Annotated in this window: 18 protein-coding genes; 5 read left to right on the forward strand and 13 right to left on the reverse strand. The window is 66.1% G+C overall.

Annotated features, from left to right (window positions below; genetic code table 11):
- Window positions 1-65: 65 nt before the first annotated feature.
- Window positions 66-548, forward strand: coding sequence for a VOC family protein (locus tag QP457_RS15600; protein WP_205404781.1), 483 nt, complete (start codon window positions 66-68; stop codon window positions 546-548).
- Window positions 545-2,131, forward strand: coding sequence for an NAD(P)/FAD-dependent oxidoreductase (locus tag QP457_RS15605; protein WP_205404782.1), 1,587 nt, complete (start codon window positions 545-547; stop codon window positions 2,129-2,131). The genes QP457_RS15600 and QP457_RS15605 overlap by 4 nt, the downstream gene beginning before the upstream one ends.
- Before the next feature lie 141 nt (window positions 2,132-2,272).
- Here QP457_RS15605 and QP457_RS15610 read toward each other — a convergent pair whose 3' ends face one another.
- From QP457_RS15610 to QP457_RS15635, 6 genes are all read right to left on the reverse strand, one after another.
- Window positions 2,273-2,947: a rhomboid family intramembrane serine protease gene (locus QP457_RS15610; protein ID WP_180166294.1), complete on the reverse strand. Its 675-nt coding sequence runs from the start codon at window positions 2,945-2,947 to the stop codon at window positions 2,273-2,275.
- Between the two features lie 93 nt (window positions 2,948-3,040).
- Window positions 3,041-3,469 (reverse strand): MGMT family protein, encoded by a 429-nt coding sequence (locus QP457_RS15615; RefSeq protein ID WP_240196465.1) that lies wholly within the window; start codon window positions 3,467-3,469, stop codon window positions 3,041-3,043.
- Complete coding sequence (locus tag QP457_RS15620; RefSeq protein WP_205404783.1) at window positions 3,376-4,296, reverse strand: DMT family transporter; 921 nt, start codon at window positions 4,294-4,296, stop codon at window positions 3,376-3,378. The genes QP457_RS15615 and QP457_RS15620 overlap by 94 nt, the downstream gene beginning before the upstream one ends.
- Window positions 4,297-4,694: 398 nt before the next feature.
- Entirely contained in the window at window positions 4,695-6,053 is a 1,359-nt protein-coding gene (gorA, locus tag QP457_RS15625; protein WP_205404784.1) for a glutathione-disulfide reductase, read from the reverse strand.
- A 202-nt stretch (window positions 6,054-6,255) separates the two neighbouring features.
- The gene (locus QP457_RS15630; protein ID WP_205404785.1) at window positions 6,256-7,500 is read right to left on the reverse strand and encodes a DUF418 domain-containing protein; all 1,245 of its coding nucleotides are present in this window, start codon (window positions 7,498-7,500) and stop codon (window positions 6,256-6,258) included.
- A gap of 99 nt (window positions 7,501-7,599) precedes the next feature.
- The gene (locus QP457_RS15635; RefSeq protein ID WP_025876084.1) at window positions 7,600-8,082 is read right to left on the reverse strand and encodes a peptidylprolyl isomerase; all 483 of its coding nucleotides are present in this window, start codon (window positions 8,080-8,082) and stop codon (window positions 7,600-7,602) included.
- Window positions 8,083-8,193: 111 nt separating this feature from the next.
- On the opposite strand from QP457_RS15635, the gene QP457_RS15640 reads away from it, so the two are divergent.
- From QP457_RS15640 to QP457_RS15650, 3 genes are all read left to right on the forward strand, one after another.
- Entirely contained in the window at window positions 8,194-8,733 is a 540-nt protein-coding gene (locus QP457_RS15640; protein ID WP_205404805.1) for a C40 family peptidase, read from the forward strand.
- 132 nt (window positions 8,734-8,865) lie between these two features.
- Window positions 8,866-9,642 (forward strand): C40 family peptidase, encoded by a 777-nt coding sequence (locus QP457_RS15645; RefSeq protein ID WP_099819007.1) that lies wholly within the window; start codon window positions 8,866-8,868, stop codon window positions 9,640-9,642.
- A gap of 227 nt (window positions 9,643-9,869) precedes the next feature.
- Window positions 9,870-11,222, forward strand: a complete 1,353-nt coding sequence (locus QP457_RS15650) for a sigma-54 dependent transcriptional regulator (RefSeq protein WP_205404786.1) — start codon at window positions 9,870-9,872, stop codon at window positions 11,220-11,222.
- A gap of 44 nt (window positions 11,223-11,266) precedes the next feature.
- Here the strand turns inward: QP457_RS15650 and QP457_RS15655 are convergent, their stop codons facing one another.
- The 7 genes from QP457_RS15655 to QP457_RS15685 form a co-directional block, all read right to left on the reverse strand.
- Window positions 11,267-12,556 carry a transporter gene (locus QP457_RS15655; protein WP_180166289.1) on the reverse strand — a complete coding sequence of 430 codons (1,290 nt, stop codon included), beginning with the start codon at window positions 12,554-12,556 and terminating at the stop codon, window positions 11,267-11,269.
- Window positions 12,557-12,601: 45 nt separating this feature from the next.
- The gene (locus tag QP457_RS15660) at window positions 12,602-13,354 is read right to left on the reverse strand and encodes a hypothetical protein (RefSeq protein ID WP_100553145.1); all 753 of its coding nucleotides are present in this window, start codon (window positions 13,352-13,354) and stop codon (window positions 12,602-12,604) included.
- A gap of 13 nt (window positions 13,355-13,367) precedes the next feature.
- Window positions 13,368-14,072: a C39 family peptidase gene (locus QP457_RS15665; RefSeq protein WP_180166287.1), complete on the reverse strand. Its 705-nt coding sequence runs from the start codon at window positions 14,070-14,072 to the stop codon at window positions 13,368-13,370.
- Between the two features lie 140 nt (window positions 14,073-14,212).
- Window positions 14,213-15,595, reverse strand: a complete 1,383-nt coding sequence (locus QP457_RS15670) for an adhesin (protein WP_205404787.1) — start codon at window positions 15,593-15,595, stop codon at window positions 14,213-14,215.
- A 42-nt stretch (window positions 15,596-15,637) separates the two neighbouring features.
- Window positions 15,638-16,252, reverse strand: coding sequence for a hypothetical protein (locus QP457_RS15675; protein ID WP_205404788.1), 615 nt, complete (start codon window positions 16,250-16,252; stop codon window positions 15,638-15,640).
- Window positions 16,249-16,731 (reverse strand): hypothetical protein, encoded by a 483-nt coding sequence (locus QP457_RS15680; RefSeq protein WP_338126698.1) that lies wholly within the window; start codon window positions 16,729-16,731, stop codon window positions 16,249-16,251. Before QP457_RS15680 ends, QP457_RS15675 begins: the two co-directional genes overlap by 4 nt.
- A gap of 287 nt (window positions 16,732-17,018) precedes the next feature.
- Window positions 17,019-18,353 carry a dicarboxylate/amino acid:cation symporter gene (locus QP457_RS15685; RefSeq protein ID WP_025876066.1) on the reverse strand — a complete coding sequence of 445 codons (1,335 nt, stop codon included), beginning with the start codon at window positions 18,351-18,353 and terminating at the stop codon, window positions 17,019-17,021.
- Window positions 18,354-18,416 lie beyond the last annotated feature (63 nt).

Consider the following 18,416-nt stretch of genomic DNA (forward strand, 5'->3'; position numbering starts at 1 on the left):
AGCACGATCCGGCATTAACACGACCCATGCTATCGCTGCGCCTTCGTCCACTGCGGAGCCCCGCCATGGCTCACAAGAACACGATCTGCGTCTGGTACGACAACGGTGCACTCGAGGCCGCCACGTTCTACGCAAAGACCTTTCCCGACAGTGAAGTAACCGCCGTGCACCACGCGCCAGGCGACTTCCCCGATGGCAAGCAGGGCGACGTCCTCACCGTCGAATTCACGGTCTGCGGTGTCCCCTGTGTCGGCCTCAATGGCGGCCCGACCTTCAAGCACAGCGAAGCGTTCTCGTTCCAGATTTCCACCGAGGACCAGGACGAGACCGATCGCCTGTGGAATGCCATCGTCGGCAATGGTGGCCAGGAGAGCCAATGCGGCTGGTGCAAGGACCGCTGGGGCATTTCCTGGCAGATCAGCCCACGCATGCTGATCGAAGCGGTGACCAGCAAGGACAAGGCCCTGGCCAAGCGCGCCTTCAACGCGATGATGCCGATGAAGAAGATCGACATCGCCACCATCGACGCGGCGATCCGCAACGCATGACGACGTGGGACACGATCATCGTTGGCGGCGGCCACAACGGGCTGGTGTGTGCGGCGTACCTGGCGCGCGCGGGGCAACGGGTGCTGGTGCTGGAGCGCCGCGGTGTACTCGGCGGTGCGGCGGTCACCGAAGAGTTCCATCCCGGCTTCCGCAACTCGGTGGCCTCGTACACGGTGTCGCTGCTGCAGCCGAAGGTGATCGAGGAACTGCAGCTGCATGCGCACGGGCTGCGCATCGTCGCGCGGCCGGCCAACAACTTCCTGCCATTGCCCGATGGTCGCTACCTGCTGTCTGCACCGGGCCGCACCCAGGCGGAAGTGGCGAAATTTTCCGAGCGCGATGCGCAGGCGCTGCCCGCCTATGAAGCGCGCCTGGAAGTATTTGCCGACGTGCTGCGCGACTGGGCGCTGCGTCCGCCGCCCGACCTCGGGGTGACAGCTGGCTGGCGCGCGCTGCCCGCGCTGTGGCAGATGGGCCGGCTGGGGCGCGAGCTGGCCGCACTCGATCCTGCATTGCGGCAGGAACTGCTGGATCTGTTCACGCTGTCGGCCGCCGAATACCTGGACCGCTGGTTCGAGAGCGAGCCGATCAAGGCCCTGTTCGGCTTCGATGGCATTGTTGGCAACTACGCCAGCCCCTACACGCCCGGCAGCGCCTACGTGCTGCTGCATCACGTGTTCGGCCAGTGCAACGGGGTCAAGGGCGCCTGGGGCCACGCCATCGGTGGCATGGGTGCGATCAGCCAGGCCATCACCGCATCCGCGCGTGCGGCCGGTGCCGAGCTGCGCGTGGATGCCGGCGTGCAGCGCCTGCTGGTTGAAGACGGACGCGTGGTCGGCGTCGCGCTGTCCGGCGGCGAGAGCCTGCGCGCACGTGCCGTGGTGGCCAACGTGAATCCGAAGCTGCTGTACGAACAACTGCTTCAGCCCGCCCAGGTTCCCGCCACCACCCGCGAACGCATGGCGAACTGGCGCTGCGGCTCGGGCACGTTCCGGATGAACGTGGCGCTGTCGCGGCTACCGGATTTCCGCGCCCTGCCCGGCCCCGGCGACCACCTCAGTGCCGGCATCATCATGGCGCCCAGCCTGGATTACATGGACCGTGCCTGGCTGGATGCACGCCGCGATGGCTGGTCGCGCGAGCCGATCGTGGAGATGCTGATTCCGAGCACGCTGGACGACTCGCTGGCGCCACCCGGCCAGCATGTGGCGAGCCTGTTCTGCCAGCACGTGGCGCCGGAGCTGCCCGATGGCCGTCACTGGGATGACCACCGGGATACCGTCGCCGACCTGATGATCGCTACCGTCGATCACTACGCCCCCGGCTTCGCCGACAGCGTGCTCGGTCGACAGGCGCTTTCACCGTTGGACCTGGAACGGACGTTCGGGCTGATCGGCGGCGACATCTTCCACGGTGCGCTCAGCGCCAACCAGCTGTTCTCGGCACGGCCGATGGTCGGCCAGGCCGGCTATCGCGGCGCCTTGCCCGGCCTTTACCTGTGCGGCGCGGGCACGCATCCGGGCGGCGGGGTGACCGGTGCGCCCGGGCACAATGCGGCGCAGGTGGTGCTGCAGGACCAGTAGATCCACGCCATGCGTGGATGTGGGTACAACCCGCCGCCTGCATTGCCCGCTGTTGGTAGGCGCCAACCTTGGTTGGCACAACGTGGCAGAGATGATTGCCAACCAAGGTTGGCATCTACCGGCGTCAAATGAGCCTGCGGCTCATTTGACGCTGCGCAGATGATTCGGGCGCTTCGGCGGGCCGGGGGGACGACGCTTGTTGAACGGCGGTTGGCCACGCCAGTAGCGGATCAGCAGCCAGCCGAACAGCATGCCGCCCAGGTGCGCGAAGTGGGCCACGCCCGGCTGCCAGCCGGTCATGCCCAGCACCAGCTCGCCCACGCCGAACAGGATCACGAACGTACGCGCCTTCATCGGGATCGGCGGGAACAGCAGCATCACCCGCTGGTTGGGGAACAGCATGCCATAGGCCAGCAGCAGGCCGAACACACCACCGGAAGCACCCAGCACCGTGGCCGGGTTCTCCAGCATCGTGCCGACCAGCAACTGGCACAGGCCGGCGCCGACAACGCACACCAGGTAGTAGATCAGGAAGCGCTTCTCGCCCCAGGTCTGTTCCAGCGGCGCGCCGAACATGAAGACAGCCAGCATGTTGAAGAACAGATGCCCGAAGCTGCCATGCAGGAAGCCGTAGGTCAGTAGCTGCCACGGCTGGAAGTTGCCACCCGGCGAGAACGCATCGAAGCCCTGCTGCAGCGGCTGCAGCATGAACGGTTCGAAGGTCTGCATGCCGAGCAGGAACGGCTGCTGCAGCAGAAACAGGATCGCGTTGGCGATCAACAGGGCCTTGGTAACGGTTGGCAGTCGCGGGAACATGGGGACACCGGCATGGAACGGCCTCCATCATAGCCGCAGCACCGGCCCTTTTTGACCCGAGCGGACGGTCGCCCGTTCAGTCGCAGGCAGCGATCAACCCGGTCCCCATACGGCCGCATCCAGCGCCGCCGCCGGGTCGGTCGCGGGCATCCGCACTCGGCCGTTTTCCACGACGACACCCTCCGCACGCAGCCGCTGCGATTGTTCGCGCCAGCCGGCCGAACCTTCGGCCATGGCGATGCGCCCATCCGAGCGCAGCACCCGGTGCCAGGGCAGTGTGGGATCCTCATTCTGGCCGAGGATGCGCGCGGTCAGCCGGGCGCGTCCGGGCAGGCCCGCGCGCATTGCGACCTGGCCGTAGCCCATCACCTGTCCCGGCGGAATCGCATGGATCACCGCCAGGATGCGCGCACGCGCCTGCTCCGGTGTCAGCGGCGCAGCCGCGTCACCAGCAGTACGCCGAGCAGGACCAGCACGGTGCCGGCGATCTGCGCCGGCCCCATCGGTTCGTCGAGCAGCCATAGGCTCATCACGATGGTGGAAACCGGGCCCAGCATACCCACCTGCGCGGCCAGCGACGAGCCGACGCGCTGCACCGCCAGCATGATCGCCAGCACCGGCAGCACGGTGCAGACCGTCGCATTGATCAGCGACAGCCACTGCACCGCAGCGGGGGCCTGCCACAGCAACGGCAGTGGATGGGTGATGGTGAAATGCAGCAGCACCAGCACACTGGCCACGCAGCTGGCATAGGCGGTCAGACGCACCGCGCCGATACGGGCGACCACCTGACCGCTGCCGAACAGATAGAGCGCATAGCTGAGCGCACTGCCAAGCACCAGCAGGCTGCCGAGAATGATCTGCCCACCTTCGCGCTGCAGGTCATGGCCGAACGCGATCAGCACGCCGAGATAGCTGAGCACCAGCGCACCGATCTGCCAGCGACCCGGCCGCTGCCGCGCCAGCAGCACGTTGATCAGCAGCACCAGGGTCGGGTTCAAGTACAGGATCAACCGTTCCAGGGTCACACTGATGTACTGCAGGCCCTGGAAATCCAGCAGGCTGGACAGGTAGTAACCAGTGAAGCCGAGCCACAGCACGCGTGCGCGGTCAGCCCAGGACAATCGCTCCGCACGGCGCGACGCCCACACCGCCATCAGCGCGAACAGGGGCAGCGCCATCAGCATGCGCAGCGCCAGCAGCGTGGTCGCGTCCACGCCATGGCGCAGCCCCAGCTTGACGATGATGGCCTTGCCCGATGCGGCAATGGCGCCGATCGCAGCCAGGCCGATGCCGCCCAGGGCGATACGCGGGGACGTGGTGGCAATGCGGGTGGAAGAGGTAGACATCAGGAAGAAGACGGGCCGCACGGGCGGCTGGAAGGAGCCGGATAGCTTCCAATTGTCTCATGGCACTTCCGGGCGAACGATCCGATTCCCGTTCATGCCCACTGCAATTCCTGATCCACGCATGGCGTGGATCTACGTGTCGACCAAGGTCGACACCTACCAACAGCAACACAGAACGCCGGTCCGACAGATCGCAGCAATCTGTCGAAGGCGGGGTGGGTCCGGTTGCGGGGGACGCTGCAAGTACGTCCCTGTAAGCTCGGTCGCGCCATCCATGGCGCTCACGCCCCCGCCACCGGACCCACCCCGCCATCCCACGGAATGCACGCTGTTGCTGTTGCTTCGGCTGTTGCTGTTGAGGTTACCGGCCAGCGGCCGGCACTACCGTGAGTGTCGGCTCAGCGCATCAACACCACTTCTTCAGCAGACGTCGGGTGAATCGCCACCGTGTCGTCGAACTGGGCCTTGGTCGCACCCATCTTCACCGCCACCGCGAAACCCTGCAGGATCTCGTCGGCCGCTTCACCCAGCAGGTGTACACCCACCACACGCTCTTCCGGCCCGGCACAGACCATCTTGAACAGGCTGCGCTGGGTGCCGTTGGCCAGTGCCTGCAGCATCGGCCGGAACCGGCTGTGGTACACCGTCACCTGCTCGAAGCGCGCACGTGCGTCTTCCTCGCTCATGCCCACTGCGCCCAGCGGCGGGTGCGAGAACACCACGCTGGCCACGTTGTCATAGTCCATCTTCGCGTCCGGGCGGCCACCAAACAGACGATCCATCAGACGACGCGATGCAGCCACGGCAACCGGCGTCAGGCCGACCTTGCCTGCGATGTCACCGACCGCATGCACGCTCGGCACCGCCGTGGTCTGCCACTCGTCCACCTCTACCTGCTGGTGTTCGCCGATGCCGATGCCCAGTGCCTCCAGACCGAGATCCCTGCTGTTGCCGCGCCGGCCGGTCGCGAAGAACACGGCGTCGAACACGCTGTCGATCGGACCATCATGACCGAACGCGCGCACGCGTTCGCCCTCGCGCTTCAACTCACGCAGGCGGTAATCGAAGTGGATGCGGACACCCTGCTGGCGCAGGTTCTCGGCCAGCTGCGCGGTCAGCTCGTAGTCGAAGCGCTCCAGCAGGCGACTGCCACGTACCAGCAGGCTCACCTTGCTGCCCAGCGCCTGCAACAGCCCGGCAAGTTCCACCGCGATGTAGCCGCCGCCGATGATCGCGACCTCGGCCGGTGCCGCGCGCAGGTCGAAGAAATCGTCGGACACCAGGCCCAGTTCGGCGCCGGGAATGTCGGGCCGCTGCGGATGGGCGCCGGTAGCAATGAGGATGTGTGCAGCGCTGTACTGCACGTCATCACTGCACGCCACGGTGTGCGCATCCAGCAGATGGCCACGGGCCGGGATGCGCACCACGCCGGTTTCATCCAGGCGCTTGTGGTAACTGGTGTGGATGTTGCTGATGTAGGCCTGGCGATGGATCACCAGTTCCTTCCACGACAGCGCCGGACGCGCCTCCACGTCGAAGCCCATCGCGCTGGCCAGGCCGATGCGCTCGGCCAGATCGGCGGCAAGCCACATCGCCTTCTTCGGCACGCAGCCTACATTCACGCAGGTGCCGCCCAGTTCACCCGGCTCCAGCAGGGCAACACGCTTGCCATGCTGCGCAGCGCGGATGGCACCGGCCAGGCCAGCGGAACCGCCGCCAAGGACGATCAGATCGTAGTCATAAGAGGGAGTGTTCATCGGAATCGCTCGGGTCGACAGGGAACAGGATCGATGACGGGCGCGTGCCCGCAGAAAAGATCGACAGGCAGCTGGCTGGCGCAGGCGCTCATGTTGCTGCGAGCATGCCATGGCCCGCTGCAGGCCAGACGTGAGGGTATGCAGCGACACGCGTGGCGATGCACGCAGCCACGCAGGACGATGCACGCGCAGTCGGCATCGATCAGCCCTGCCCGGCCCTACCGCGCATTGCCGGCCACTGCTGGTATGTCATCGCACGCCACAGCCATTCCATCGGACCGAAGCGGAAACGGCGCAGCCACAGATGGCTGAGGATTACCTGCACAGCGAACAGCAGCAATGCCAACAGCAGCTGCCAGGCACGCGGCACTGCATCGAACCACCCCAGCCCGTAGTGATAGAACAGCAACGTACAGACCAGCGATTGACCAAGGTAATGGGTCAGCGCCATCCGGCCGACCGGCGCCAGCCAGCCCATGCGCGCGCGCCAGTGCACGATCCAGGCCAGGTAGCCCAGGCACGTCGGCACGCCACCCACGGCCACCAGTGCCATTGCCGCAGTGGTCGGCAGGTCATAGACACCCGGCGCCAGATAGGGCTTCCACAACACACCCGCCAGGGTGACCAGCAGGCCCAGAGGCAGCGCGACCCAGCGCAGGCCGGCATACAACCGGGGGAAACGCTCGGGCGCGGTCAATGCGCCGCTGCCAGCGAACCAGGCACCCAGCAGGAACATACCCAGCACTTCGGGTCCGGAAATGAACATGCCGCCCAGCGACGCGCCGAACTCATGCAGGCGCTGCACGTTGGCCTGCATCCAGTCGCCCTGGCCATACACCAGACGTTGCTGGTCGATGCCCTGCTGCGCGTCGACCAGCATTTTCTGCAGGTCCTGCGGGGTGGCCATCGACACCATTGCGCCGACCAGCAGCATCAGCGCGACACCCAGTGCATACACCAGCAGCCCCATCCACGGCAGCCAGCTGCGCGGTGCTTCGCGGCAGGCCAGCAACGGCAGCGAGGCCAAGGCATACAACACCAGGATGTCGCCGGACCAGACCAGCAATGCGTGGCACAGGCCGATCAGCAGGAGCCCGGCGCTGCGGCGCAGGTAGAACGGCGTGAACGGGCGGCCCGCTGCCTCGGCACGCTGGGCCATCACCGCAAAGCCCGCCCCGAACAGCAGCGAGAACAGGGTGAAGAATTTTCCCTGCACGAACACATAGACGAAGGCATCGGCCCAGTAGTCGATGCCCTGCCAATGCGCGTCGATGCCCGTAAAGGCCAGGTCCAGCGGCCCGCTGAGGGCCTCGATGTTCATCAGCAGGATGCCCAGCAGGGCAAACCCGCGCAGTACGTCCAGCAGGGCGATGCGTTCGCCGGAAGCCACCGGTTGCAGGGAAGGGGAAGCGGTGTTCACGGGGCATCCGGCGTGCAGGTCCGTCATTATGCCGCCGGCCTGCGGACCATGGATGGCTCCGCCCTGTTCCACATACGCAACGGCCCGCCGAAGCGGGCCGTTGCTGCCATCACGATCGCAGCGCGATCAGTGCTGGTGACCGCCGTCGCCGTGGACGTGGCCGTGTTCGAGCTCTTCCTTGCCGGCTTCGCGCACGTCGACGATCTCGACGTCGAAATGCAGGTCCTTGCCGGCCATCGGGTGGTTCAGGTCGACGTCGACCACGCTCATGCCGACCTTCTGCACGGTCACGGCACGCGGGCCGAAGTTGGTCTGCAGCACGACCTGCTGGCCCGGGACCAGCTTGGCGGTACCGAAATGCTTCTTCGGCACGCGCTGGGACAGGCCATCACGGCGCTCGCCGTAGGCATCGGCCGCCTTGACGTCGACGTCGAAGGTCGCGCCGGCTTCCTTGTCCATCATGGCGTTTTCCAGGCCCGGGATGATGTTGCCGTGGCCGATCAGGATCGCCAGCGGCTCGCCGCGGTCCTTGGACGATTCGATCGGCTCCTGGCCGGCCTCGGAGACGGTGTAGTGGAAGCGGACAACGCGGTCTTTTTCGATCTTCATGCGCAACTCTGTCTGGATCTGCCGGAGGCAGGCGGGTTGGGGCGGGTTGTCGCCCGGCGGGGACGCCGCCATCATGACGGCCAATCCAAGGTCGCGCATTATCCGGAGAACATGCACATCACGCCAGTTTCGTCCGGCACGCGCCGGCGCCTCGCGCCCGCCCTGCTGCTCGCCCTGCCCCTGCTGCTGACCGCCTGCGGCGGCGGCAAGGCCGTTCGTTCCGCCCCGCCACCGCCTTCGGCAAGCTGGCCCAGCACCACGCCGGACAACCCCGAGGCCGCCAATTCGGTGCTGATGCGTGCCATCAGCCTGGTCGGCACGCCCTACCGCTATGGCGGCAACACGCCCGAATCCGGCTTCGACTGCAGCGGCCTGGTCGCCTACGTCTACCGTGAAATGCTGGACCTGAAGCTGCCGCGGACCTCACGCGACCTGGCGGCGGTACAGGGCCCGAAGATCGACCCGAAGCGCCTGGCAACCGGCGACCTGGTCTTTTTTGGCAGCCGCGGCAGTGTCAGTCACGTGGGGATCTACGTCGGCGAAGGTCGATTCGTGCATGCCCCGAGCACCGGCGGAACGGTCCGCCTGGATTCGCTCAGCGGCCCCTATTGGAAGGACCACTACACAGGGGCAAAACGCGTCCTTCGCTAAAATGAACAGGCGATATGTTAAAAACTGTGACAACCATCACTATGAAACTAACGATTTACTAACGGAATTTTTAACTTATTACCGCTTTTACAGGGCATGATGCCCCATCGTTTTTTTCCTTGTGACCGACGCGTGACGACAAACGACCCGACGTGCCAAGGCCAGACCGCCGCTTCTTCGCGTAGTGTCCGCCCGCTTCTGCTGGGCTTGGCATTGTGTCTGACCAGCCTTCCGGCCTGGTCGCAGTCCGCTCCCACCCGTACCGATGCGACCCCGGCTTCGACCGCCGAGACCGCCCCCCGCGCAGCCGCCAAGGCCGACGCCACCGCTCCGCAGCGCAGCCGCGCCGATGCCGCCGCCAGCGCCACCCTGGCCGCCCTGCTGCCGCATCTGGCCGCCAATGACACCATTCCCCTGATGGACCGCTCGGCCATGGTGGCCGGTGACCTCAGCCGCCTGCTCGCCAATTACGACACCAGTAGCGCCGCCAATGGCAGCATCGTGGTCGGCAACGCTGCCGACAACGGCAAGGTGCAGTCGCTGCTGCGCCGGGCCATGACCCTGCTTGGCACCCCCTACCGTTGGGGTGGCAGCAATCCAGACAGCGGCTTCGACTGCAGCGGCCTGGTCGGTTATGTGTTCCGCTCGGCTCTGGGCATCGAGCTGCCGCGCGTCTCGCGTGAAATGGCACATGACGCCAATGCCGAACTGATCAACGACCGCGCCGCCCTGGCCGCAGGCGATCTGGTGTTCTTCGGCCGCAAGGGCCGGGTCGACCACGTCGGCATCTATGTGGGCGACGGCCGCTTCCTGCATGCCCCGAGCACCGGCAAGGACGTCCGCGTCGACACCCTGCTCAGTGGCTACTGGGGCAACAAGTTCATGCAGGCCCGCCGGGTCGATCTCTGATTCGAGGCCGCCCACGCGTGACCTGACAAGCCGCTGCCCTGCAGCGGCTTTTTTGTTGGCTGACCGAAAGCATGGCCGCTGGTCGACGCATGCTGCGTTGGTCATTGATGTCACGGTCCGGTTGGGCCGCAACCGGCCACCCACGTGCGGCCGCAGCATCCCGGCGTGGGGCGGCACGCCGAGATGGCCCGTCTGCCGCTCGCGTTGCCCGGATGCTGGGGGAAGGCATGGCGGCAAGCCTGGAGATTCCATCGCGCTGCGTGATCTGGTTTGGCCAGCCACCGGCAGCCGAGCGCGGCGCGCTGGCGGCCGCCGGCTGGCAACTTCGCTGTGTCAGCCCGGCACCTGCCATGGCCATTGGCCTGCGCGGCCGCGACCATCTGGTCGCCGTGGTCGATCTTCGCCATCTGGATGCAGAGGCGGCGCAGTTGCTGCTGCCGTGGATCGAAAAGCACCATCACCTGCCGTGGTTGGCCGTGCTGCCCGCGGGGCTGGGCAGTCCTCCACCGGCCTGGGGGGCGCTGCTGCGGGCCTGCCAGGATCAGTTCTCGCTGCCGCTGGAGCTTCCCGATCTCCTGTCGGCGATGCAGCGCCAGTGCGACGGCGACGACGTGCCGCTTGCCGCGACCCACAACGGTGGCGGTCTTCCCGCACTGATCGGCAACAGCGCCCCCCTGCTGGCCGTCCGCGCTGCCCTGCACAAGTTCGCCCCGGTCGAGCTGCCGGTGCTGGTGACGGGCGAGACCGGCACCGGCAAGGAGCTGGCCGCGCAGGCGCTGCATGCGCTGTCCGGGCGTGCGGGAAAGCCCTTCCTGGCGGTGAACTGCGGCGCCATTCCCGCCAACCTGGTCCAGTCCGAACTGTTTGGCCACGAGCGTGGCGCTTTCACCGGTGCCTCCCAGCGTCGCATCGGCCTGTTCGAAGCGGCCCACGGCGGCACCGTATTCCTCGATGAGGTTGGCGACCTGCCCGCGGATGCGCAGACCAGCCTGCTGCGGGTGCTGCAGGAGGGCACGCTGGAACGGGTGGGCAGCAACCAGCCACTGCGGGTGGATGTGCGCGTGCTGGCGGCCACCCATGTCGAACTGGAGCAGGCAGTCGCCCACGGCCGCTTCCGGCGCGATCTCTATTACCGCCTCAACGTGCTGCGCCTGCCGATGCCATCGCTGCGCGAACGTGGCGCCGATGTCCTGTTGCTGGCCGAACACTTCCTGCGCGCATTCCGCCAACGTCATGCCGGCCGTGCACGTGGCTTCGATCCTGGCGCGCACCAGGCGATGCGTGGGTTCGACTGGCCGGGCAACGTGCGCGAACTGTTGAACCGCGTACAGCGGGCGGCGATCGTGGCGGAGGGAGAACTGATCAGCGCGGCCGACCTGGATCTGGTCGAACCCGATGCGCCCGCACGGCGCGCGCTGCTGCAGGATGCGCGTGGCCAGGTGGAGCGCGATGTACTGCTGCAGGCCCTGCGCCAGCATGGCTACAACGTGTCGGCGTGCGCGCGGCACATGCAGATCTCGCGGGTGACGGTCTATCGGTTGTGCCGCAAACATCATCTTGAGCTGCCGGCGCAGCGCTGACCGCTGGCAGCTTGAAGCAGCCGGGCATGGCCCGGCCGCCCCGCCTACAACATGTACGGCACCTTGAAGGCCAGCGTGAAGTCCGGCGCATCCGGGGTCAGGCCGATGCCCAGCATCGTCACCAGCGTGGTGTGCTGGTTCAACGCGTAGGTCACGCCGAGATTGAGCGAGGCCGCATTGGCATCGCTGCCGATCACCTTCACCCATTCACCGCCCTTGAAACGCGTCGAGGCGCGCGTGCTGATCTTGTCGCTGAAGGAAATGCTCAGGCTGGTGCGCTCGTTGAACGCGAAGGCCACACCGGCACCGAAGTACACCGAACCACCCAGCTTCACGTCACCGGGGTTGACCGTGTCCGGGTTGCTGTCGATATCGCTGAAGCCACGCGGGAACGAGTGGATATAGCCGGCGTTGGCGAACAGGATGGCCGGATCGGCGGTCTTCACCATCGACACGCCCAGGTTGGCCTGCCACACCCCGTTGCCGGTCGGCTGTTCCTGCGGCACCGCGAAGCGGATGTAGTCATCGTCATCGCGCTCGATCACTTTCCAGTCCAGGCCATAGGGCGCGCGACCCGTTGGAGCAGTCACGCCACCGGTCAGTACCGTCTCCGGGCGCCAGCCGCGTTCGGCGAACAGCCGGTAATTGGCACTCAGGCTGACATCGCCGATGCCACTGCCGTTGGTTTCTTCCTGCGCGATCGCCGCTGCTGCACCGCCGGCACCGCCCTTCTGGTAGACCGTGCGCCGGGCCAGATATGGGACGTCCAGGTTCAAGGTGAGGTTGGGGCTCACGCCCCAGCGCGCGGCCAGGTTGTAGGTCAGCGAATCGGATTCGACGTTCTCGATCGCGATGTTGCCGAGGAAGATCGCATCCAGGGCGAGGAAGCCGTTGAGGGTGAGTTGCTTGCGGTCATAGCGCGCATAGGTGAGGCCGTTTTCGATGGTGAACCGGCGCGAGAACAACGCCGCCTGCTGCTGCTTGACGTCGTCCACGCTGCGCCGTGCCTCCTGCTTGGCCTGCTGTGCCTCGGCCGCGCTGCTGGCATAGCCTTCGCTGCTGGGCGGAACGGCGGATGCTGCAGCGGGCGCCAACGGCGCTGCGGGCGTTGTACCGGGACCTGCGCGACCACTCAGCCGCGCCTGCATCGCCTGCACCTGCATGTCCAGTTCGCGCAGGCGGCGGACCTCCTGTGCGTAATTGGCCTTGAGCTGTTCCAGTTGCGCGATCAATGCCTGCATGTCGGCGCCGTCACTGGGCGCGGGCTGCTGGGCGAAGGCAGTGACCGCCAGCGCCGCCAGCGCCAGCGGAGTAAGCCGGTAGAGAGTGTGCATGTCGGTGACCTGCGTTGTACGTCGATTCCCCCCGACCAGGCCGTGTTACTGGCCTGGGCCCATGCCGCGGTTCATCCCGATCGCCTGGGCCACGTTCTGGCTCAAGGGCAGGTTGTTGGCCGCGGTATTGCGTACCAGCTCCAGCTGCAGCCGGTTGCTGGCGGTCTGACCATCGCCGGCCAGGGCAATGCCCTGCCCCACGCTGCCATTGCGGATCCATTGCTGTACCAGGCTCTGCCCGTCGACCTGCAGCAGCAGGCGCGCCTGGTTGCCATCGAGCATGGCCGTGGCGGTAGCGCCACCCTGTTGTGCCTGCGCCATGCGGCTGCCGTCATCGGTCATCGCTGTCGGCACCGCGCCATCACGCACGGTCAGCGTGGTCACGTTGCGCGCTGTGTTGCCATCGCCGGCCACCTGCACGCTCTGCACCAGTCCGCTGGCATTGGCCAGGCCGGTACTGTCGATGCTGCGCCCTGCCGTGGTCGGCAACGGTGCGTCAGCGGCAGTGACGTGGACGCTGGGCTGGAAGCTCAGTTTCGGTGTCCCGCCATTGCGGAAATCCATGCCCAGGGTCAGCGCGCCCTGCACCACCGCACCGTTGGGTCCCTGCCACTGCGAAATCATCGTCACCCCGAACCACGCCACGTTGTTGCCACCGACGGTGTAGCGGCCACGCATCAGGTTCAGTTCGGGATCGGGTATTTCCTTCAGGCCACGCCCCGGTGCACCGTCTGCCGCCATCAACGGCGACACCGACAGCATCAGCAGCAGGGCGAGTACTACACGTTGGCATTGCATGATCGTGCCTCCTTCAGAACAGGTCGGCGTGGCTGAAGCCGAAGTCGACCAGTTCGGCATCGGTGATCGGTCCCTGCCGCGCATACAACGCGCGGGCACTGGGCCGTTCGCTGGGTTGCAGCAGCACCGTGTTGCGATCGAAGTCGCTGCCGATCACGACGAAAACAGCACGTGACGGCCAGGCGGCGCTGAACTCTTCCAATGACAGGCTGCGGTTGCCCAGAATCGGATCGGCCACTTCCACCACGCCGTCGCGCACCTGCTTGAGCACGACGAAATGCCGGAAGCCGCGTACATCCATCAGCACCAGTCCAGGAACCCGCAACGTGCGCAGCCGCGATTCATCGATGCGATAGCCGCGTCCACGCATGCCCAGCGATTCGACATAGCGTTTGATGTCCAACAACGAGAAACCGCGTTCCTTGACCAGCTGTGGATCGGATACCCCCATCATTCCCTCGATCACCGTCGCCTCGGTGGTGTCCAGGTGGTAGGCATAACGCAGGATGGTGGCCAGAGCGGCCGCCCCGCAGCTGTAGTCGGTGTGCTGCCGCACCAGGTTGCGATAACGCCGCTCCTGCATGCTTTCCACCTTCTGCTGCAGCAGCGCACCATTGGGCAGCACCCCGCTGAACACCACCTCGCCCGCCCAGCCAGATGCGCTGGTCAACAGCAGCAGGCAGGGCAGCAAACGCAACCACCAGCGATGACCGGCCATGCTGTTCTCCACGAGAAGGAAGGAGCCCCTGCCCCAAGGGGGAGGAGGGACAGGGGCTCCCGGGGGAACCCGGCCATTGGCGGATGGCCGGGCTTGTTGCGCTCAACGCAGGTTCGCTGCGAAAGCGGTCACACCGTGGATCATTCGCCGCCGCCGGTCCCACCGCCGGTGCTCGGCTGTGCCACGGCCAATGCCAGGCTGTTGGCCTGCAGGTTGCCGGTACCCGATGCCACGTTCACGCCGATGTTGCCGGACGCGCCGGAGAACGCGCTGCCGGACAGTGCCGAGGTGTTGGTCGCATTGACGTTCACCCAGCGGGTGGTGCTGACCGTGCCACTGAGGCTGGCATACAGGTCGGCCACGCCCAGCTCGACGAACTGGCTGGTGCCGCTTTCACGCGTATCGAAGCCCAGGCCACCCACTCCCGGCCGGTTCGGGTTCATCGTTGCGTTCTGGATCTCGTTGTCCAGATCGATGTGCCCGGTCGCATTGCCACCCGGATGCGGCAGATCGCCACTCCACGTATCGAGGTAGTAGTTGGCCATCTGGTAGGCATTGCCGGTGCCGCGATAGGTACCGGCACCCACGGCCAGGGTACCGCCAGCGACGCGACCGCTCAGGCCGACCTGCACCGTATCGGTGTAGGACTGCACGAAGCCGGCGTTGGACACGGTGTTGCCGGTGGACACCTGGTTGGAGCTGATGCTCGACTGCGCCATCGCACTGGTGGCTACCGATGCAGCAAGTGCGTTCTTCTGCTCGTTGTTGTTGCCCGAGGCGATGTTCACACCGATGTTGCCCGATGCACCGCCGAAGGCATTGCCACCGAGGCCTGCGGCGTTGGTGACGCCGGAGTTCATGGTGGTGTTGCCGAAGCCGGCCTGGTTGACGAACACCTCGGCGTCGGCCATGCCGAAGCTGAAGGAGGCATCCGCAGCCGACAGCGACGCAGCATTGTCCTGCGCGTTGTTGTCACCAGCCACCACGTTGAAGCCGAGGTTGCCGGAGGCACCGGCGCCGACATCATCGGCGATCGAAGCGCTGTTGGTGACCAGGCTGTTGCCGGTGAGGTTGTTGCTGATCGACTGGCGGTTGTCGATCACGGCGATGGCGGCCGAATCCAGATCGATGTCACCGGTGATGGTCGGATCGCCGGAGAAGTTGATGTCCGAACTCAGCCGCAGGTCCTTCTCCAGGTTCACGTCGACGCCGTGGTTGTTCTTTTCCTTGCGCTCGTCGGCCTGGATGTTGCTGTTCTTCTGCACCTGCTCGTTGACGTTCACCGTGCGATTGCGGGTCACGTTCGAGGTGTCGGTGCTGTTGCGTACCGTGGTGTTGGTGCGGGTCCAGTTGCGGACTTCGTTGTCGGTGTGGTTGTGCGTGTCGTTGCGGGTTTCGGTCACGACGTGGTTGTGGTTGATGTTCGCGTTGGCGTTCTGGTTGTCCCAGCCATTGGCCGCAGCAGCGGTCGAGGCAGTGGCAATTGCCATGGCGAGTACGGTCTTTTTGACAGTCGCTTTCATGGTGCCCTCTCTCTCATCAGTGATACATCGGGTGGGTGGTACTCACGGGTTGCCCTGCACGACCAGGCCCAGAACATTGGCCGTATCGTTTCGCGCTCCCGCGATCTGATTGAGTTGCAGGACACCGTCGAAGCCCCGCAGTGACGTCGAGGAAACGCCGACACTGCGGATACCCGCCGCAACACCGTCACCGGTATCGCCCTGCCCCCCTGCTGACGCGATGTCCGAGGCGGCCAACGCCGTGTCATCGGACTCGCGTATTCCTTGCCGGGCCAGCGTCGCGCTGACGACATTGAGCGTCGTGTTGGCGATGCCGCTGGCCTGGTTGATCGATGCAATGCCGCTGGCCCCTGCCAGCGCCTGTCCGGCGATGTGCGCGCTGGCTTCCAGTGGTGCCGACAGCACGACATCGTTGCTGTGCTGCTGCCGTGCGGCGATGGCCACGTCGGCGCGGTCGCCGCTGGCCATGCCATGCAGGTTGGCCTGGATGTTGAGATCGCCCGCCGCCTGGTTGATGGCGATGGCACCACTGGCACCGGCCAGCGCGCGGCCGTCGATGCGGGTCACATCGAGGTAGGCCAGCATCCCGCTGTAGTCGTCGGCCAAGGCTACGGCCGGCACTGCCAGCCAGGCCGCCAGCAGCACTGCGCGCTTCACTTGCCACCCGCCTGCGCCGGTGCGCCCAGCGGGAACTGCGACAGTGCGCCGCGCACGGTATCGCCGATGCCGCGTGTGGTATTGCCGACCGCACCCAGCGGGCCGCTCATCGCACCGCTGAGGCTGCTGCCACTGATCATCCCCTCGCCCGAGCGGCCGAGGGTTCCGCCCAATGCCTGCTGGGTCACCCGCTCGACGGTGGTGACACCGTGCGCGTGCACGTTGCCGGACTGACCGGCACCGAGACCGGCGTAGTCGTCCTCGCTGAGTTCATCCATGCCGCTGGCGGCGCCACCGCTGCCGAGTGCAGCGGCGATCTCCTGTTGCGGTTTCGGATCGGCGATCAATGCCACGCCGGGCGGCGCCATGCGGTAGGCCGGGCGCGTGGCGACATCGCGCAGCAGGACGATTTCACCCGGCTGCGCCTTCACCCCCTGGCGGGCACCCGAGGCCGCAGCCGCCAGCGGAACGACCAGCATCAGCAGCAGCGCCAGCTGCCGGCCCGAAACAGTGAAAAGGGTGGTGCTGCCGTCCATGCCGCTCTCCCGTTGCCTATGCGCAGGGAGTGAGCAGCTTTCGTGCCAACTCCGGGAGGCTGTCGCAGCAGGGGTTTGACCGGCAACAGCACGGCGGCATGACGCCGCAGTGTTACAACTTCGTTCGGATTTCGTTGGCCTTAACGCGCAGGAAACACCACTGCGCAAGGCGCCATCGGGGCTGTATCAGCAGTGTTACAGGTACTGATACAGCCCGTTGCAGTGCCGCTTCAGGCGCGCGGCGGGCTCGGGTCGGGATCATCGATGCCGACGTTGGTGGACGGGTTGTCGTACACCGTCTGGTCGAGCAGGCCCGTTTCCTTGGCCACCAGCACCGGCACCAGCATCTGACCGGTCACATTCGTCATCGTGCGCATCATGTCCAGGATGCGATCGATCGCGTACAGATAGCCGATGGTTTCCAGCGGCAGGTTGGCCGCGCTCAGTACCACCGTCGCCATGATCACCGCCGTACCCGGCACGCCGGCGGTACCGAAGCTGCCCAGCACCGAAGCGATCAGCACCACCACGTACTGCTCGGGCGTCAGCGGCACACCGCTGTACTGGGCGATGAACACCGCGCACAGCGCCGGATAGATCGCGCCGCAGCCGTCCATCTTGATGCTCGCGCCCAGCGGCACCGCGAACGAACCGTAATCCTTGTTCACGCCCAGGTTGTGGGTGATCGAACGCAGCGCGACCGGCATCGCCGCGAAGCTGGAGGAGCTGACGAACGCCACCTGCATGCCCGGCGCCGCGCCGCGGAAGAACTTCAGCGGGTTCAGGCCGTGCGCCAGCAGCAGCGCGCTGTACACCACCACGATGTGCAGCGCGCAGGCCACGTACAGCGCCAGCACGAAGTGGCCCAGCGGCAGCAGCTTCTCGAAACCATAGCTGCCGACCAGGCCGGCGATCAGGCCGAAGGTGCCGATCGGGGTGACTTCCAGCACGAAGCGGGTCACCTGGATCATGATGTCGCTCATCTGCCCGACCAGCTTGCGCGCTTCGGTCACCTTCTCGCCGAGCTTGACGATGGCAAAGCCAACCAGGCCAGCGAAGAAGATCACCGGCAGGATGGAACCACGGCCTGCGGCCAACACGGTTTCACCGGCGGCGTTGACCTTGGTGCCGATGCCCGACAGCGCGTAGAACACGTTGGACGGCACCACATCCAGCAGCACCTGCACCACGCTGGGTACTTCGCGCGGAACATAGTTGCTGGCCATCGACAGCTGCAGGCCACCGGCGCCGGGCTGCAGCACCGTACCCACGCCCAGGCCCACGCATACCGCGAGCGCGGCAGTGATCACGAACCACAGGAACGTGCGCCCGCTGAGCGCGGCCACCGATTTCTGGCCATGCAGCGAAGAGATCGCGTTGATGACCGCGAAGAACACCAGCGGCACCGCGATCATCTTGATCAGGGTGACGTACAGCTCGCCGAGCGGGCCGAACCAGGTTTCAGCGGCCGGGCCAAGCGCCCAGCCGGCCAACGCACCGAGCACGAAGCCACCGACCACGCGCTGCCAGAATGGAATCCGCAGCCAGGCAGAGACCAGCTTCATAGGCAATCCAAGGGGGTAGGAAGGGATGCTGGCACGATAGCCCAAGGCGGGCCGCAGAACGAC

The organism is Stenotrophomonas sp. As-7 (genome assembly GCF_030291015.1).
In the GTDB taxonomy this organism is placed as follows: domain Bacteria; phylum Pseudomonadota; class Gammaproteobacteria; order Xanthomonadales; family Xanthomonadaceae; genus Stenotrophomonas; species Stenotrophomonas lactitubi.

Coding starts and splice junctions, on each gene's coding strand:
- QP457_RS15600 (WP_205404781.1), top strand. CDS start 66: ATGGCTCACAAGAACACGATCTGCGTCTGGTACGACAACGGTGCACTC.
- QP457_RS15605 (WP_205404782.1), top strand. CDS start 545: ATGACGACGTGGGACACGATCATCGTTGGCGGCGGCCACAACGGGCTG.
- QP457_RS15610 (WP_180166294.1), bottom strand. CDS start 2,947: ATGTTCCCGCGACTGCCAACCGTTACCAAGGCCCTGTTGATCGCCAAC.
- QP457_RS15615 (WP_240196465.1), bottom strand. CDS start 3,469: ATGGCTGCTCGACGAACCGATGGGGCCGGCGCAGATCGCCGGCACCGT.
- QP457_RS15620 (WP_205404783.1), bottom strand. CDS start 4,296: ATGTCTACCTCTTCCACCCGCATTGCCACCACGTCCCCGCGTATCGCC.
- gorA (WP_205404784.1), bottom strand. CDS start 6,053: ATGAACACTCCCTCTTATGACTACGATCTGATCGTCCTTGGCGGCGGT.
- QP457_RS15630 (WP_205404785.1), bottom strand. CDS start 7,500: ATGACGGACCTGCACGCCGGATGCCCCGTGAACACCGCTTCCCCTTCC.
- QP457_RS15635 (WP_025876084.1), bottom strand. CDS start 8,082: ATGAAGATCGAAAAAGACCGCGTTGTCCGCTTCCACTACACCGTCTCC.
- QP457_RS15640 (WP_205404805.1), top strand. CDS start 8,194: ATGCACATCACGCCAGTTTCGTCCGGCACGCGCCGGCGCCTCGCGCCC.
- QP457_RS15650 (WP_205404786.1), top strand. CDS start 9,870: ATGGCGGCAAGCCTGGAGATTCCATCGCGCTGCGTGATCTGGTTTGGC.
- QP457_RS15655 (WP_180166289.1), bottom strand. CDS start 12,556: ATGCACACTCTCTACCGGCTTACTCCGCTGGCGCTGGCGGCGCTGGCG.
- QP457_RS15660 (WP_100553145.1), bottom strand. CDS start 13,354: ATGCAATGCCAACGTGTAGTACTCGCCCTGCTGCTGATGCTGTCGGTG.
- QP457_RS15665 (WP_180166287.1), bottom strand. CDS start 14,072: ATGGCCGGTCATCGCTGGTGGTTGCGTTTGCTGCCCTGCCTGCTGCTG.
- QP457_RS15670 (WP_205404787.1), bottom strand. CDS start 15,595: ATGAAAGCGACTGTCAAAAAGACCGTACTCGCCATGGCAATTGCCACT.
- QP457_RS15680 (WP_338126698.1), bottom strand. CDS start 16,731: ATGCTGGTCGTTCCGCTGGCGGCTGCGGCCTCGGGTGCCCGCCAGGGG.
- QP457_RS15685 (WP_025876066.1), bottom strand. CDS start 18,353: ATGAAGCTGGTCTCTGCCTGGCTGCGGATTCCATTCTGGCAGCGCGTG.